The sequence below is a fragment of the Arthrobacter sp. efr-133-TYG-120 genome (assembly GCF_030209785.1).
GTDB lineage: Bacteria > Actinomycetota > Actinomycetes > Actinomycetales > Micrococcaceae > Arthrobacter.
Map to the genome: position 1 here is coordinate 170,523 of NZ_JARVRI010000026.1, position 13,786 is coordinate 184,308.

The 13,786-nt window shown below is 65.2% G+C and carries 10 protein-coding genes; 4 read left to right on the forward strand and 6 right to left on the reverse strand.

Going from position 1 to position 13,786, the window contains the following annotated elements:
- The first annotated feature begins 5 nt into the window (after positions 1–5).
- The 4 genes from QRN51_RS15325 (at position 6) to QRN51_RS15340 (ending at position 5,802) form a co-directional block, all read left to right on the forward strand.
- Positions 6–671: a DUF3000 domain-containing protein gene (locus QRN51_RS15325; RefSeq protein WP_059389098.1), complete on the forward strand. Its 666-nt coding sequence runs from the start codon at positions 6–8 to the stop codon at positions 669–671.
- Between the two features lie 69 nt (positions 672–740).
- Positions 741–2,093, forward strand: a complete 1,353-nt coding sequence (locus tag QRN51_RS15330; protein WP_284990704.1) for an HRDC domain-containing protein — start codon at positions 741–743, stop codon at positions 2,091–2,093.
- A gap of 281 nt (positions 2,094–2,374) precedes the next feature.
- Entirely contained in the window at positions 2,375–3,658 is a 1,284-nt protein-coding gene (locus QRN51_RS15335) for a thiolase family protein (protein ID WP_284990705.1), read from the forward strand.
- On the forward strand, positions 3,655–5,802 hold the full coding sequence (locus QRN51_RS15340; RefSeq protein WP_284990707.1) for a 3-hydroxyacyl-CoA dehydrogenase NAD-binding domain-containing protein: 2,148 nt from the start codon (positions 3,655–3,657) through the stop codon (positions 5,800–5,802). The genes QRN51_RS15335 and QRN51_RS15340 overlap by 4 nt, the downstream gene beginning before the upstream one ends.
- A gap of 10 nt (positions 5,803–5,812) precedes the next feature.
- Here QRN51_RS15340 and QRN51_RS15345 read toward each other — a convergent pair whose 3' ends face one another.
- The 6 genes from QRN51_RS15345 to QRN51_RS15370 form a co-directional block, all read right to left on the reverse strand.
- Positions 5,813–6,883, reverse strand: coding sequence for a nucleoside hydrolase (locus QRN51_RS15345; protein ID WP_284990708.1), 1,071 nt, complete (start codon positions 6,881–6,883; stop codon positions 5,813–5,815).
- 10 nt (positions 6,884–6,893) lie between these two features.
- Entirely contained in the window at positions 6,894–7,871 is a 978-nt protein-coding gene (locus QRN51_RS15350) for an aldo/keto reductase (RefSeq protein ID WP_284990709.1), read from the reverse strand.
- Positions 7,872–7,910: 39 nt separating this feature from the next.
- The gene (locus QRN51_RS15355) at positions 7,911–8,126 is read right to left on the reverse strand and encodes a helix-hairpin-helix domain-containing protein (protein WP_028266791.1); all 216 of its coding nucleotides are present in this window, start codon (positions 8,124–8,126) and stop codon (positions 7,911–7,913) included.
- A gap of 30 nt (positions 8,127–8,156) precedes the next feature.
- Positions 8,157–8,717, reverse strand: coding sequence for a hypothetical protein (locus QRN51_RS15360; protein ID WP_059389101.1), 561 nt, complete (start codon positions 8,715–8,717; stop codon positions 8,157–8,159).
- Positions 8,718–8,811: 94 nt separating this feature from the next.
- On the reverse strand, positions 8,812–10,785 hold the full coding sequence (gene dxs / locus QRN51_RS15365) for a 1-deoxy-D-xylulose-5-phosphate synthase (protein ID WP_059389102.1): 1,974 nt from the start codon (positions 10,783–10,785) through the stop codon (positions 8,812–8,814).
- Between the two features lie 151 nt (positions 10,786–10,936).
- Positions 10,937–13,768, reverse strand: coding sequence for an aconitate hydratase (locus QRN51_RS15370; RefSeq protein WP_284990711.1), 2,832 nt, complete (start codon positions 13,766–13,768; stop codon positions 10,937–10,939).
- Between the last annotated feature and the right edge of the window lie 18 nt (positions 13,769–13,786).

Consider the following 13,786-nt stretch of genomic DNA (forward strand, 5'->3'; position numbering starts at 1 on the left):
CGAAGGTGAACGCACTCGCACAGGTTCCCGCGGATTTCTTGCATGCGTTGGGAACGCTACGAAAAGCAAAGTGCCGGAGCGAGCTGCGGCTCGCGGAAATCCCGGCGCCCTCCCGCTTGGCCCCCTACGCCGTTGCCCTGGGGGCAGAGGTATTCAGCCGGTCGACGCGTCCCGGCCGGACCCCGGTCCATGGCCCCGCCGCCATGGCATTTTCCAGCGAAAACACACCGGGTTCCCCCGGCGCGGCCGACGACGAAGACGACGAGCTTGCAACAGGCCGGTTCATCTTGCTCCATGATCCCGACGGCTCGGCTGTATGGGACGGCGAATTCCGGATCGTCACCTATATCCGCGCCCAGCTGGAAGCCGACATGGGCAATGACGCCATGCTCGGTTCCGTTGCGTGGACATGGCTCGTGGACTCCCTGGAGAACCATTCAGCCCAGTACCGGGCGGCTGGCGGAACGGCCACGCGCATCCTGTCCGAGAGCTTCGGCACGTTGGCCGAAAGACCTGAAACCATCGACATCGAACTCCGCGCCTCATGGACACCAGCGTCTTCCGATGTCCAGGCCCATCTGGAGGCATGGTGCGATATGGTCTGCACGTTCGCGGGGCTCCCTCCCCTGCCTCCCGGTGTCACGCCCCTGCCAAATCGGCGGCTCACATGAAGCCTGTGAAGGTGTGCTGGAGCCCTTGGCCGGACCGGCCGGGCACAGAGTCGGTAAACTGAAGGCACCATGACCCCTGAAAATCTGGAACCCACCACAGCCGGCGCTCCGGCTGCTGATCCCACACCACACATCACGGTAGACGGCTTCGAAGGCCGAATACCCGAGATCATCGATCTGGATGCCCCGCGCGAGGGCGTGCCGCTTGTCATCGACACCCTCTCCGGCCTGGAGCGGTGCGCCGCTGCCATCGCCGCGGGATCCGGCCCCGCCGGGGTCGACGCCGAAAGAGCCTCCGGCTTCCGCTACGGGCAGCGCGCCTTCCTCGTGCAGATCAGGCGCGACGGCGCAGGCACCTGGCTGATCGATCCCGAACCCTTCGATGACCTGAAAATCGTCAACGAGGCGCTGCGCGGCGTCGAGTGGATCCTGCACGCCGCGACGCAGGATCTTCCGTGCCTGGCCGAGCTTGGCATGTGGCCCGACAAGCTCTTCGACACGGAGCTCGCCGCACGCCTTGCCGGGCTGCCCCGCGTAGGCCTGGCGGCCGTCATAGAGCAGCTCCTGGGCTTCGGCCTCGCCAAGGAACACTCGGCCGCCGACTGGTCCACCCGCCCCCTCCCGGAACCCTGGCTGCGGTACGCGGCCCTCGACGTCGAGGTGCTCGCCGAACTGCGCGAAGAACTGATCGAACTCCTGGAAGCGGATGGCAAGCTGGATTTCGCCGAACAGGAATTCGCCGGAATCCTCGGAGCAGGCCTTCCCGCCCCGCGGGTGGACCCGTGGCGCAAGACCTCCGGACTGCACCAGATCCGTGACCGCCGCCAGTTGGCTGCCGTGCGCGAACTTTGGTACGAACGGGATCAGCTCGCTCGGAAACGGGATGTTGCTCCCAGCCGCCTCATTCCCGACTCCGCCTTGGTCGCCGCCGCCAAGGCCATGCCCACAACCGTTCCGCAGCTCCTGGCCACCAAAGGTTTCCACGGACGGGCGGCACAGCGCGAAGCACCACGCTGGCTGCGCTGCATTGCCGGCGCGAGGACCACCGACGACCTTCCGCCGCTCCATCTTCCAACCAACGCTCCCCCGCCACCTCGTGTCTGGACAGACCGCGATCCCGAAGCCGCGGCCCGGCTCGGGACTGCCCGGCCCCGGCTACAAGAGGCCGCCGATGGGCTCAAGCTTCCCGTGGAGAACCTGCTCACCCCGGATTACATGAGGCGCGTGCTGTGGCGGCCGCCGTCGGACATCACCGTGGAGTCCGTGTCGGAAGAGCTGCGCGCCCTTGGCGCCCGCGAGTGGCAAATCGCCATCACGGCGCCGATCCTCACCGAGGCGTCACTTAATCCGCAGCCGTTGCCCCCCAAGGAGCCCAAAGAGCCGCGGACCCCGGCGTCCAAGGAACGGACCCCGGCGCCCTGAACCGAGGTTTCCGCCTCCCCTGGGACCCTCGCTCACAAACAAGCCCTCCCGGCCCAACCCCCGCTCACAAACAAGCCCTCCCGGCCCGACCCCCGCTCGGTGACGTGAGCGAGGGTCCGCCGGAAACCGGTCATACGTGAGCGAGGATCGGACCAAAGGCCGTCATATGTGAGCGCGGATCTCCTTGCGCGCTAAGTTACTGGCGAGTAACATGGCGGTAAATGACACCGGCTTCCCCCGTGAGGGCTGTCCGGCATCTATGTCTCAACGAGGAGTCACACATGAGCCAAACCGGGAACAGCGCCAAGCCGAGGACAGTCCGCGACGTCGTTTTCGTTGACGGTGTCCGGACGCCATTCGGCAAAGCGGGCGACAAGGGCATCTATGCAGGCACCCGCGCCGACGACCTCGTGGTCAAGTGCATCCGGGAACTGATGCGACGCAACCCGGGCTTGCCCGCCGAACGCGTTGACGAAGTCGCCATCGCCGCCACGACGCAGACCGGCGACCAAGGCTTGACCATCGGCCGCACTGCGGCCCTCCTGGCCGGCCTCCCCCGCAGCGTGCCCGGCTTTGCGATCGACCGCATGTGTGCCGGAGCAATGACCGCGGTCACGACGACGGCGAGCGGCATCGGTTTCGGCGCGTACGATGTCGTGATCGCCGGGGGCGTGGAGCACATGGGCAACCACCCCATGGGCGCGGGCGCGGATCCCAACCCCAGGTTCATGTCCGAGCGGATCGTCGATCCAGCCGCCCTGAACATGGGCAACACCGCCGAGAACCTGCACGACCGCTTCCCGGCGATCACCAAAGAGCGAACCGACGCCTACGCAGCGGCGTCCCAGGCAAAGCTCGCCGCCGCCTACGGCAAGGGACAGATCCAGCCCGACTTGGTCCCGGTCGCCACCATCAAGCCCGGACAAGGCTGGACAGTGAACACCGTCGACGAGCCGCCGCGGCCCGGGACCACCGTTGAAGACCTCGCGGAGCTGCGTACGCCGTTCAGGGCCCATGGCCGGGTCACCGCAGGCAACGCGGCCGGCTTGAACGACGGCGCGACGGCGGCAGTCCTGGCCTCCGCGGAGGCTGCCGAAGAGCTCGGCCTGTCCGTGAAAATGCGCCTGGTCTCCTATGCTTTCGCGGGGGTCGAACCCGAGGTCATGGGTATCGGCCCGGTCCCGGCCACTGAGAAGGCCCTCAAGAACGCCGGACTCGGCATCGGGGACATCGACCTTTTCGAGATCAACGAGGCCTTCGCGGTTCAGGTCCTGAGCTTCCTGGACCACTTCGGAATCGCCGACGACGACCCTCGCGTCAACCGCTACGGCGGAGCGATCGCCGTCGGGCATCCCCTCGCATCATCCGGCGTTCGGCTCATGAATCAACTGGCCCGCCAGTTCGAGGAAGACCCGTCCGTCCGGTACGGCATCACTACCATGTGCATCGGTTTGGGAATGGGTGCCACAGTAATCTGGGAGAACCCGCACCACCCCGACTACAACAGCTACAACAGCGAGACCGAGACCGCCGTCGAGACCGAGAGCAAGGGAGCCGCAGCATGAGCGCCGCAGAATTCCAGAAACTGGCCGGACTGTTCCCGGACGAGACCGTGACCCACTCCTACGTTCAGGACATCGAACTCCCCGGCAACGCCGGAACGTTCGCCCTGATCACCCTCGACAACGGCCTGGACCACACCAAGCCCACCACCCTCGGACCCAATACCCTCGTCGAGCTCGGGACGGTACTTGAAGGCCTCAAGGATCGCGCTGCGCGCGGCGAGATCGTCGGCGTCGGCGTCACAGGCAAGCCATACTTCCTGGTGGCCGGCGCGGACCTCTCTGCGGTCAAGCGACTCGAAGAGCGGGAACACGGCCTGTGGATGGCGCAACTGGGCCACGATGTCTACGCGACGCTCGCCGATCTGGGTGTTCCCAGCTTCGCCTTCATCAACGGCCTCGCGCTCGGAGGCGGCCTCGAAATCGCCCTCCAGTCCACGTACCGCACGGTCTCGACGGGCGCCGGTGCCCTCGCTTTGCCCGAAGCCTTCATCGGGCTCGTCCCTGGTTGGGGCGGCGTCTACATCCTGCCGCGACTCATCGGCCCGGAAAACGCCGTCAAGGTCATGATCGAGAATCCGCTGAGCAACAACCGCACGCTCACCGGTCCCCAGGCTTTCCAGCTGGGCATTGCCGACGCGATCTTCGAACCCGCGGATTTCGTGGAGCAGTCCATTGCCTGGGCCGCGAAAGTGATCGCGGGCGAGGCCGTCCCGGATCGGAGCAACTCCGTGGACCCGGAGAACCCCTCGGTTGCCGAACGCTGGGCCGGCGCTGTGGCGGCGGGCCGTGCGTTCGTGGAAGCCAAAACCTCAAACGCATCACCGGCTCCGGCCAAGGTGCTGGATATCCTCGAGGCCAACCGGACCATGGGCAAGGCGGATTCCGCGGCCCTGGAATGCGAGACCCTCGCAGAGTTGATGCAGACGGACGAGTTCCGTTCCACCGTCTACGCCTTCCTGGACCTCGTGCAGAAGCGCTCGAAGCGGCCTGCAGGTGCGCCCGACCGCAAGCTCGCGCGCCCGGTGACGAAGATCGGCGTCGTCGGTGCCGGCCTGATGGCGAGCCAGCTCGCCCTGCTGTTCGCGCGCCAGCTCAAAGTGCCCGTGGTCCTGACGGACATCGACCAGGAACGCGTGGACAAGGGAGTTGCTTACGTCCATGCGGAGGTGGACAAGCTGCTCGGCAAGAAGCGGATCAGTTCCGACGCCGCGAACAGGACCAAGGCCCTCGTCAGCGGCTCCGTTTCCAAAGAGGCATTCGCCGACGCAGACTTCGTCATTGAAGCAGTTTTCGAAGAACTCAACGTCAAGAAGCAGGTCTTCGCCGAAGTGGAGGCCATTGTCTCCCCCGAGTGCATCCTCGCTACCAACACGTCCTCGCTGTCCGTGACGGCGATGGCTGAGGATCTGCAGCACCCGGAACGCCTGGTCGGGTTCCACTTCTTCAACCCCGTCGCCGTCATGCCGCTCCTGGAGATCGTGCGTGCCCCGAAGACCGACGACGCCGTGCTGGCCACCGCGTTCGAGCTCGCCAAGGGATTGAAGAAGACAGCCGTGCTGGTCAAGGACGCCGCCGCTTTCGTTGTCAACCGGATCCTGCTGCGACTCATGGGCGAAGTCATTGCCGCGTTCGACGAAGGGACGCCGGCGGACGTCGCCGATTCGGCGCTTCGCCCCATGGGCCTGCCGATGAGTCCGTTCACCCTCAGCGCGATGGTAGGCCTTCCGGTCGCCCAGCACGTCCAGGAATCGCTGCACGCTGCCTTCGGCGAGCGTTTTGCGGTATCCCAGAACCTGCAGAAGTTGGTTGACAACGGCGTGAAGTCACTCTGGGCTCCGGGTCCTGACGGACAGGTCATCCCGGCCGACACGTTGGCACTCATGTCCTTCGGCACCACGCCGTCCACTTCCGAGGAGGTCCTTCGTCGCACGCAGGACGCCCTGGCCGAGGAAATCGGACTCATGCTGTCCGAAGGCGTGGTGGCCGGGCCTGAAGACATTGACCTCTGTGTCATCCTCGGCGCCGGCTGGCCGATGTTCCTGGGCGGCATCACACCGTATCTGGATCGGGTGGGCGCCTCCGAGCGTGTCAACGGCAAACGCTTCCTGGCTCCCGGGATCGCGTCGAAGCCGGCCGCCGGGTAGCGTTCCGGCGTCAAGAACCCGGCAGGCTCCGGGCAAGGCCGCCCAATGCGCGCACCAGTTCGGCGAAGGCTTCGCTTGGGTGGTTTTCCGAGACGATGCGCGCGTTGGGAGGCTCGCCCCACAGTCCGCGGAAGTCCGCCACGGTGGTTCCGATGAGCTTGGGGGCCGCCGTCTCGACGTGCACTGTGGCCGTGCGGGTGCTGTACCTGGCAGTGCGTGCGGCGACGGACGCCGCGAAGTAGTCGTGGATGTGCGCCACGTAGCCTTGGCCGTACTTTCGGTGGAACTCGAAATAGAAGCGCAGCATATCGCTGAGGTGCCGCACGAGTTCGTCGGACGCAGTACTGCGCCGTCCCTCCGGCTGCTCCGGGAGGACAAGTTCCGGCTCCGTGCAACCCGCCTCGGCAGCCAAGGCCGCCACGTGCCCGGGTGTCAGTTCGATCCGTTCCGTGGTCTCCAAGGCGCACACCACCGGAAGGCACTCCTCAGGAAGTCCGGAGAAGGCCGCAAACACCTCGGCGGCTGCGTGCGGATCAACGTGGGTGTTCCACTCGGCGGTGGGCGTCGTGTTGCCCTGGTAGTAGTAGCTGCCACCCATGATCACGACGCCGCGCAGCAGCTCCGGCAGCCGCGGCTCGGCCCGCAGGGCGAGGGCAAAGTTGGTGAGGGGCGCCGTCAACAGGGCGGTCAGCTCCCCCGGCCGTGACCGGGCCGCTTCGACCCAAAGCTCGACGGCGTCGACGCCGTTCAGTTGTCCGCGCGGTTCCGGTAGCTCGGCGTAGCCCACGCCTTGGGGACCGTGGGTTTCCGGCGTGGTGGTCAGCGGGATCCGCAGCGGAGCCCGGGCCCCGATGGCAACGGGCACGTCAGGGCGGCCACACAACTCGAGCAGGGACAGGTTGTTGCGTGCCACCTGCTCCGCCCCGACGTTGCCCGGAGTGCTGCTCACTGCGACGAGTTCCACCTGCGGCTGGCTGCACAGGTAGGCGAGGGCCAGGGCGTCGTCGATTCCTGTGTCGCAGTCCACCAGCAAGCTCACGGATTCGCGCCGGCCTGCAGCCGCTGCCTGCTCCCCGCTCATGGAACGCTCCTTAGAAAAGGGCTACCTTGGGCGTGCGCGGGAAGATGTCGTCCATTTCGGCACGTTCTTCCGCCGTGGGCACCCAGCGCACGGCTTTCGCGTTTTCTGCGATCTGCTCCGGGCGGGTGGCTCCCGCAATGACGCTGCTGACTGCGGGCTGGGCGGCCAGCCAGGAGAAGGCCAGCTGCAGTTCGTTCAGGTCCCGCTCCTTGGCGAATTGGCTGAACCTGCCCAACTGGACCCAGTCGGCGTCGTGGACCATGTTGGTCCGCGTGTGGCTGAGGCGCGATCCTTCCGGAGCGCTGCCTGGAGCATACTTGCCCGTCAGGAGCCCGTTCGCCAGGGGGAAATACGGCAGGACACCGAGCCCGAAAGCCTGGGCGGCCGGAAGGACTTCGAGTTCCGCGCGGCGGTCCAGAAGGTTGTAGTGGTTCTGCGTCGAAATGAACCGTGCACCGCCCTGTATCCGTGCGACGTATTCGGCTTCGGCGATCTGCCACCCAGCACGGTTGGAATGGCCGAGGTACCGGACCTTGCCGCTTGTGACGAGGTCATCGAGGGCTGCGAGGGTCTCGTCAACCGGGGTGAGGGGGTCCGGGGTGTGGTACTGGTACAGGTCAATCCAGTCCGTGCCGAGGCGGCGCAGCGATGCCTCGGCTGCTTGGATGATGTAGCGGCGCGATCCCCGGGCGCCGAAATCGTTGCCGTTGGCGCCGTGCATGTCCATGCCGAATTTCGTGGCCACGACGGCGTCGTCCCTGCGACCTTTCAGGGCGACGCCCAGCATGGTCTCGCTGAGGCCGGGCTCCCGGCCGTAGACGTCTGCAACATCGAAAAGCGTCACTCCGGCGTCCAAGGCGGCGTGCACTACCGCGTTGGTACCCTCCTGCGATTCAGTGGCCGTATTGGCCCGCCCGAGATTGTTGCACCCCAAACCGACTACTGAGACGGTCAATCCGGAATTTCCAAGACGGCGATATTCAGTCATGGTTTCACCCTACAACGACCGCGGGGGCGGGTCCGCCGCTCAGGATCCGAAGGCGATTCCCGCCTCTTCCATCGCATCGTGCAACTGGGCCATGACCTTGGGTCCCATGCCGTGCAGGGCCGCGACCCGTCCCTCGCCGAACTCGGCGAGTTGTTCCAGGGTTTCCAGACCTTCGTGGGCGAGTGCCCTTCGTGCGGGAGCGGACAAGCCCTTGGGCAGCGGAGTGTGTCCGGGCCAGTTGCTCTTGGGCGCCATGCGTGTCCCTTCGAAGCGGTGATGTGGTCCTTAGAGGGTAAAGCCCGCGCCCGTTTTCGGCGAGTGTTTTACTTTGAATGCGGTGGGTTCGGCATGGGGCGCCGCCGCGATGCTCAGCTTGGTGAAGTCCAGGTCTTCTCCCCTGATGCACACCTTGATGGCGTTGACGGCCTTGTTGACATCCGGGCACAGACAGAAAATGTTGAGCTTCGAGTCGCTGATATCGGATCGATCCACGGTACCCAAACCGCGCCAGGCCAGTTCGCTCGTCAGGGCGGCCTTCGCCTTGCGTTCAAGGTAGCGGTCGCGGTCGGTACCGTCCTTTGTCTTGAGCGCGATCTGAGCGACCACCCAAAACTGCTCGGTCTCGGGAATCTCCGCGTAGCCATCCTCTTCGCATTGCGCGGCAAAGGCCGTCATGAGGCCTTCGACGGCGGATTCGTCGTCGACGTCGGTTTCGTCAGTGCTGCTCTGGTGTCCTACGACCCCGTGGTTGATGACGAACTGCTTGAATTCGTCGTCATACCAGGCTTCCCGGAAATGCAGGACCGCTTCGTCGTCGCGCTTATAGGTGCGGATGATGCCGCTCATGCCTGTCCTTTTCTGAACCACTCCGGGCAGGTGCTGTTCGGACCTGTGCCGTCGAAGGGTGCCTGTTTGTTGGATACTGCCTTGAACAGGCGGTTCACAGTTTGGGGAGACTGCCTGTGCTGGGGTGTTCTTGTCCTGGCAGGGGCCGCGCGAAAGGCACCTTTGTCCCCAGGACCTGCGCGACGACGTCGTGCGTTATCTGTTGGGCGGTAAGGCCCACGCGCTCAAGGACTTGGCTCCTGGTTCCATGGTCGAGGAATTCGACCGGAAGCCCCACTTCGTTGAGGGCCGTGTCCACGCCGGCCGCGCGCATCTCCTGGCGGATCCGGGAGCCGACGCCGCCTGCCCGGACGCCGTCTTCGATGCAGATCACCAAACGGTGCCGGGCAGCGAGGGCGATGATGGACTTGCGTACAGGCAGGACCCACCGCGGATCCACCACGGTGGAACTGATGCCTTGGGATCCGAGCCGGGACGCGACGTCGAGGGCGAGTTCGGACATTGCGCCTACGCTGACAACCAGGACATCGTTCTCGGTAGAGCCTTCGGGGCGGCGCGCGAGCACGTCGACGCCGTCGGAAAGCCGTTCGATCGCTTCGATCTCGCTTCCCACGCTGCCCTTGGAGAAGCGCACCACGCTGGGCGCGTCGGCGATGGCAACCGCTTCGCGGAGTTCTTCCCGCAGGCGGCTGGCATCCCGCGGAGCCGCGAGGTGCAGCCCTGGAACGATCTGGACCATCGCCATGTCCCACATGCCGTGGTGGCTGGCCCCGTCCGGGCCCGTCACGCCGGCGCGGTCCAACACGACCGTCACTCCGGCTTTGTGCAGGGCGACGTCCATGAGGAGCTGGTCGAAGGCACGGTTCAGGAACGTCGCGTAAACGGCGACGACGGGGTGCAGTCCACCGAAGGCCATGCCTGCGGCCGAGGTGAGGGCGTGCTGTTCGGCGATCCCTACGTCGATCACTCTTTCAGGGTGCCGTTCAGCGAACTTGTGCAACCCGACGGGGATCAGCATGGCCCCGGTGATACCGACGATGTCTTCGCGCTCATCGGCGATGTCCGCGATTTCCTCAGCGAACACAGATGTCCACGAGCGGGCTCCACCCGCTTCGGTGGGTTCGCCGGTTTCGGGATCGATGATCCCGACGGCGTGGAACTGGTCCGCCTCGTTGGCGAGGGCAGGCGCGTAGCCGTGCCCCTTTTCAGTCATGGCGTGGACGATCACCGGGCCGCCGTAATTACGGGCGGTAGTCAGCGCGTGCTCAAGGGCACGCATGTTGTGGCCGTCGACAGGGCCGATGTACTTCATGCCGAGGTCTTCGAACATACCTTGCGGAGCCCACCAGTCCTTGATGCCCTTCTTCATGGCATGCAGGCTCCTGTAGGTGAACTGCCCGATCGGGCCGCCGCTTTGGAGTTTCTTCTTCCACCAGTCCAACACCACTTCATAGGTGGGGGCTGCCCGGAAGGAATCGATCGTGGGGCGCAGCGATGCGAGGTAGTCGGCAAGACCGCCGACCGTCGGGGCATAGGAGCGGCCATTGTCGTTGACGACGATCACCACGCGTCGCCGCTTGTCGGCGGCGATGTTGTTGATTGCCTCCCAGGCCATGCCGCCCGTCAGCGCACCGTCTCCGACGACGGCGACAACGCAGCGGTCGCCCTCGCCGGTCAACTGGCGGGCACGGGAGATACCGTCGGCCCAGGACAAAGAGGAGGACGCGTGGGAGCTTTCCACGATGTCGTGCTCGGACTCGGCACGATCGGGGTAGCCGGACATGCCACCTTGCTGCCGGAGGGTGCTGAAGTCCTGCCTGCCGGTCAGCAATTTGTGGACGTAGGACTGATGGCCGGTGTCGAAAACGATGCTGTCGCGCGGCGAATCGAAGACCTTATGGATGGCCATGGTGAGTTCCACCACGCCAAGGTTCGGTCCAAGGTGACCACCCGTTTGGGCGACGTTGGTGATGAGGAAAGTCCTGATCTCGCCTGCAAGCTGCTCCAGCTGCTGACTGGTGAGCTTGCTCAGGTCCTGCGGGTTCCGGATTGTCTCCAAGAGTCCCAACGGCCCCTCCTTAGGGTGGTTGACGTGCTATACAACTCTAACGCCTTGGCCGGAACCAAGCCGCAGGAAAGGCTACAGCCCCGGCCGGTCGATGACCAGCCGGGGCTGTAGCTTTTGCCTTTGGCGCAGGCGGAGCCCGCGCCGGTATCGGCTAGTGGGCCGAGATTTGGCGCAGAACGTACTGCAGGATGCCGCCGTTGCGGTAGTAGTCCGCTTCGCCCGGCGTATCGATACGCAACACGGCGTCGAAGGACTTGGTGCTGCCGTCCTCGGCCGTTGCCGTGACCTTGAGCGTCCGCGGCGTGGTGCCGTTGTTCAGCTCGGTGACGCCCTCGACCGAGAACGTTTCCGTTCCGACCAGGCCGAGCGACGCGGCGGTCTCGCCAGCCGGGTACTGCAACGGGAGAACGCCCATGCCGATGAGGTTGGAGCGGTGGATGCGCTCGTAGCTTTCGGCGATGACAGCCTTCACGCCAAGCAGCGCGGTTCCCTTGGCAGCCCAGTCACGGGACGAGCCGGAGCCGTACTCCTTGCCGGCCAGGACCACCAGCGGGGTGCCGGCTGCCTGGTAGTTCTGGGCAGCGTCGTAGACGTAGGCCTGGGGGCCGTCCGCCTGGGTAAAGTCGCGGGTGAAGCCACCCTCGACGCCCGCACCGTCGTTGAAGTCAGCGAGCAGCTGGTTCTTGATGCGGATGTTCGCGAAGGTTCCGCGGATCATGACCTCGTGGTTGCCACGGCGCGAACCGTAGGAGTTGAAGTCCTTGCGCTCCACGCCGTTGGCCAGAAGGTACTGGCCTGCCGGGGTGTCCGACTTGAAGGAACCGGCCGGGGAGATGTGGTCGGTGGTGACGGAGTCGCCGAGCTTCAGCAGCACGCGGGCTCCGGCGATGTCCGTTACCGGTTCCGGCTGCGCCTTCATGCCTTCGAAGTACGGGGGCTTCCGCACGTAGGTGGACTTGGCGTCCCAGGCGAAGGTGTCGCCTGCCGGAGTGTCGAGTGCCTTCCAGCGGTCGTCGCCGTCGAAGACGCCCTCGTAGCCGCGGGCGAACATTTCCTTGTCGATCGAGGAATCGATGACCTTCTGGACCTCGACCGGGTTCGGCCAGATGTCCTTCAAGAAGACATCGTTGCCGTCCTGGTCCTGGCCAAGCGGATCGGCGTCGAAGTCGAAGTCCATGGTTCCGGCCAGGGCGTAGGCGATGACCAGCGGCGGGGAGGCCAGGTAGTTCATCTTGACGTCCGGGTTGATGCGGCCTTCGAAGTTGCGGTTGCCGGAGAGGACAGCCGAGACGGAAAGGTCGTTGGCCTGGATGGCCTCGGAGATTTCGGCGTCGAGCGGTCCAGAGTTGCCGATGCAGGTGGCGCAGCCGTAGCCCACGATGTAGAAGCCGAGCTTCTCCAGGTAGGGGGTCAGGCCGGACTTCTCGTAGTAGTCGGTGACAACCTTGGAGCCGGGAGCAACCGAAGTCTTGACCCACGGCTTGGACGTGAGGCCCTTGTCGACGGCGTTGCGGGCGAGCAGCGCGGCAGCAAGCATCACCGACGGGTTGGACGTGTTGGTGCAGGACGTGATCGAAGCGATCGAAACGGCACCGTGGTCCAGTTCGAATTCGCGGCCGTCAGCTGTTGTGACGCTCACCTTGTTCGACGGACGACCGTTGGACTTCGGGCCGTGTCCGTGCGGCGCGACGTCGGACAGGTGCGTCGCGGTGGCGGTGAACGACGGCGAATCGGAGGCCGGGAAGCTCTCGTCGATCGCTTCGTCCAGGCTTCCGTCGGCCAGGTCTTCCTTCACGTAGTTGCGCAGGTCCTCGCGGAACTGCGCCTTGGACTCGGTGAGGATGATCCGGTCCTGGGGACGCTTCGGGCCCGAGATCGAGGGAACAACCGTGGACAGGTCGAGCTCGAGGTACTCGGAGAACTTGATCTCGTGCGAGGGATCGTGCCAGAGGCCCTGTTCCTTCGCGTAGGCCTCGACCAGGGCGACGTTCTGCTCGGAGCGGCCGGTGAGGCGCAAGTACTCGAGGGTGACGTCGTCGATCGGGAACATCGCTGCCGTTGAGCCGAACTCCGGGCTCATGTTGCCGATGGTGGCGCGGTTGGCCAACGGCACGGCCGCAACGCCTTCGCCGTAGAATTCCACGAACTTGCCGACCACGCCGTGGTTGCGCAGCTGCTCGGTGATGGTCAGGACGACGTCCGTGGCGGTGGCGCCGGCGGGGATGGAGCCGGTGAGCTTGAAGCCGACAACGCGCGGGATCAACATGGAAACGGGCTGCCCAAGCATGGCGGCCTCGGCTTCGATGCCGCCAACGCCCCAGCCGAGCACGCCCAGGCCGTTGACCATGGTGGTGTGGGAGTCCGTGCCGACGCAGGTGTCCGGGTAGGCGCGGAGGACGCCGTCAACCTCGCGGGTCATGACGGTGCGTGCCAGGTATTCGATGTTGACCTGGTGGACGATGCCGGTTCCCGGGGGGACAACCTTGAAGTCGTCGAAAGCAGTCTGGCCCCAACGCAGGAACTGGTAACGCTCGCCGTTGCGCTGGTATTCGATCTCCATGTTGCGCTCAAGCGCGCCGGAGTTGCCGAAGGCATCGATCTGCACGGAGTGGTCGATGACCATCTCAGCCGGAGCCAGCGGGTTGACGCGCTTGGGGTCGCCGCCGAGGTCCTTGATGGCTTCACGCATGGTGGCAAGGTCAACCACACAGGGAACCCCGGTGAAGTCCTGCATGATGACTCGGGCCGGGGTGAACTGGATCTCGGTGTCTGGCTGGGCATCCGGGTCCCAGCCAGCCAGGGCGCGGACGTGGTCGGCCGTGATATTGGCGCCATCTTCCGTCCGCAGGAGGTTTTCAAGCAATACCTTAAGGCTGAACGGAAGGCTGTCTGCGCCCTCAACGGAGTTCAACCGGAAAATTTCATAATCGGTGCCGGCTACATTCAGTACGCCTTTGGAACCGAAGCTGTCCACAGTGCTCATGGCAGGACTCCTCTCGCA

Excerpts from the sequence above, each read along its gene's own strand:
- QRN51_RS15330 (WP_284990704.1), top strand. The coding sequence starts at position 741 with ATGACCCCTGAAAATCTGGAACCCACCACAGCCGGCGCTCCGGCTGCT.
- QRN51_RS15335 (WP_284990705.1), top strand. The coding sequence starts at position 2,375 with ATGAGCCAAACCGGGAACAGCGCCAAGCCGAGGACAGTCCGCGACGTC.
- QRN51_RS15340 (WP_284990707.1), top strand. The coding sequence starts at position 3,655 with ATGAGCGCCGCAGAATTCCAGAAACTGGCCGGACTGTTCCCGGACGAG.
- QRN51_RS15345 (WP_284990708.1), bottom strand. The coding sequence starts at position 6,883 with ATGAGCGGGGAGCAGGCAGCGGCTGCAGGCCGGCGCGAATCCGTGAGC.
- QRN51_RS15350 (WP_284990709.1), bottom strand. The coding sequence starts at position 7,871 with ATGACTGAATATCGCCGTCTTGGAAATTCCGGATTGACCGTCTCAGTA.
- QRN51_RS15355 (WP_028266791.1), bottom strand. The coding sequence starts at position 8,126 with ATGGCGCCCAAGAGCAACTGGCCCGGACACACTCCGCTGCCCAAGGGC.
- QRN51_RS15360 (WP_059389101.1), bottom strand. The coding sequence starts at position 8,717 with ATGAGCGGCATCATCCGCACCTATAAGCGCGACGACGAAGCGGTCCTG.
- QRN51_RS15370 (WP_284990711.1), bottom strand. The coding sequence starts at position 13,768 with ATGAGCACTGTGGACAGCTTCGGTTCCAAAGGCGTACTGAATGTAGCC.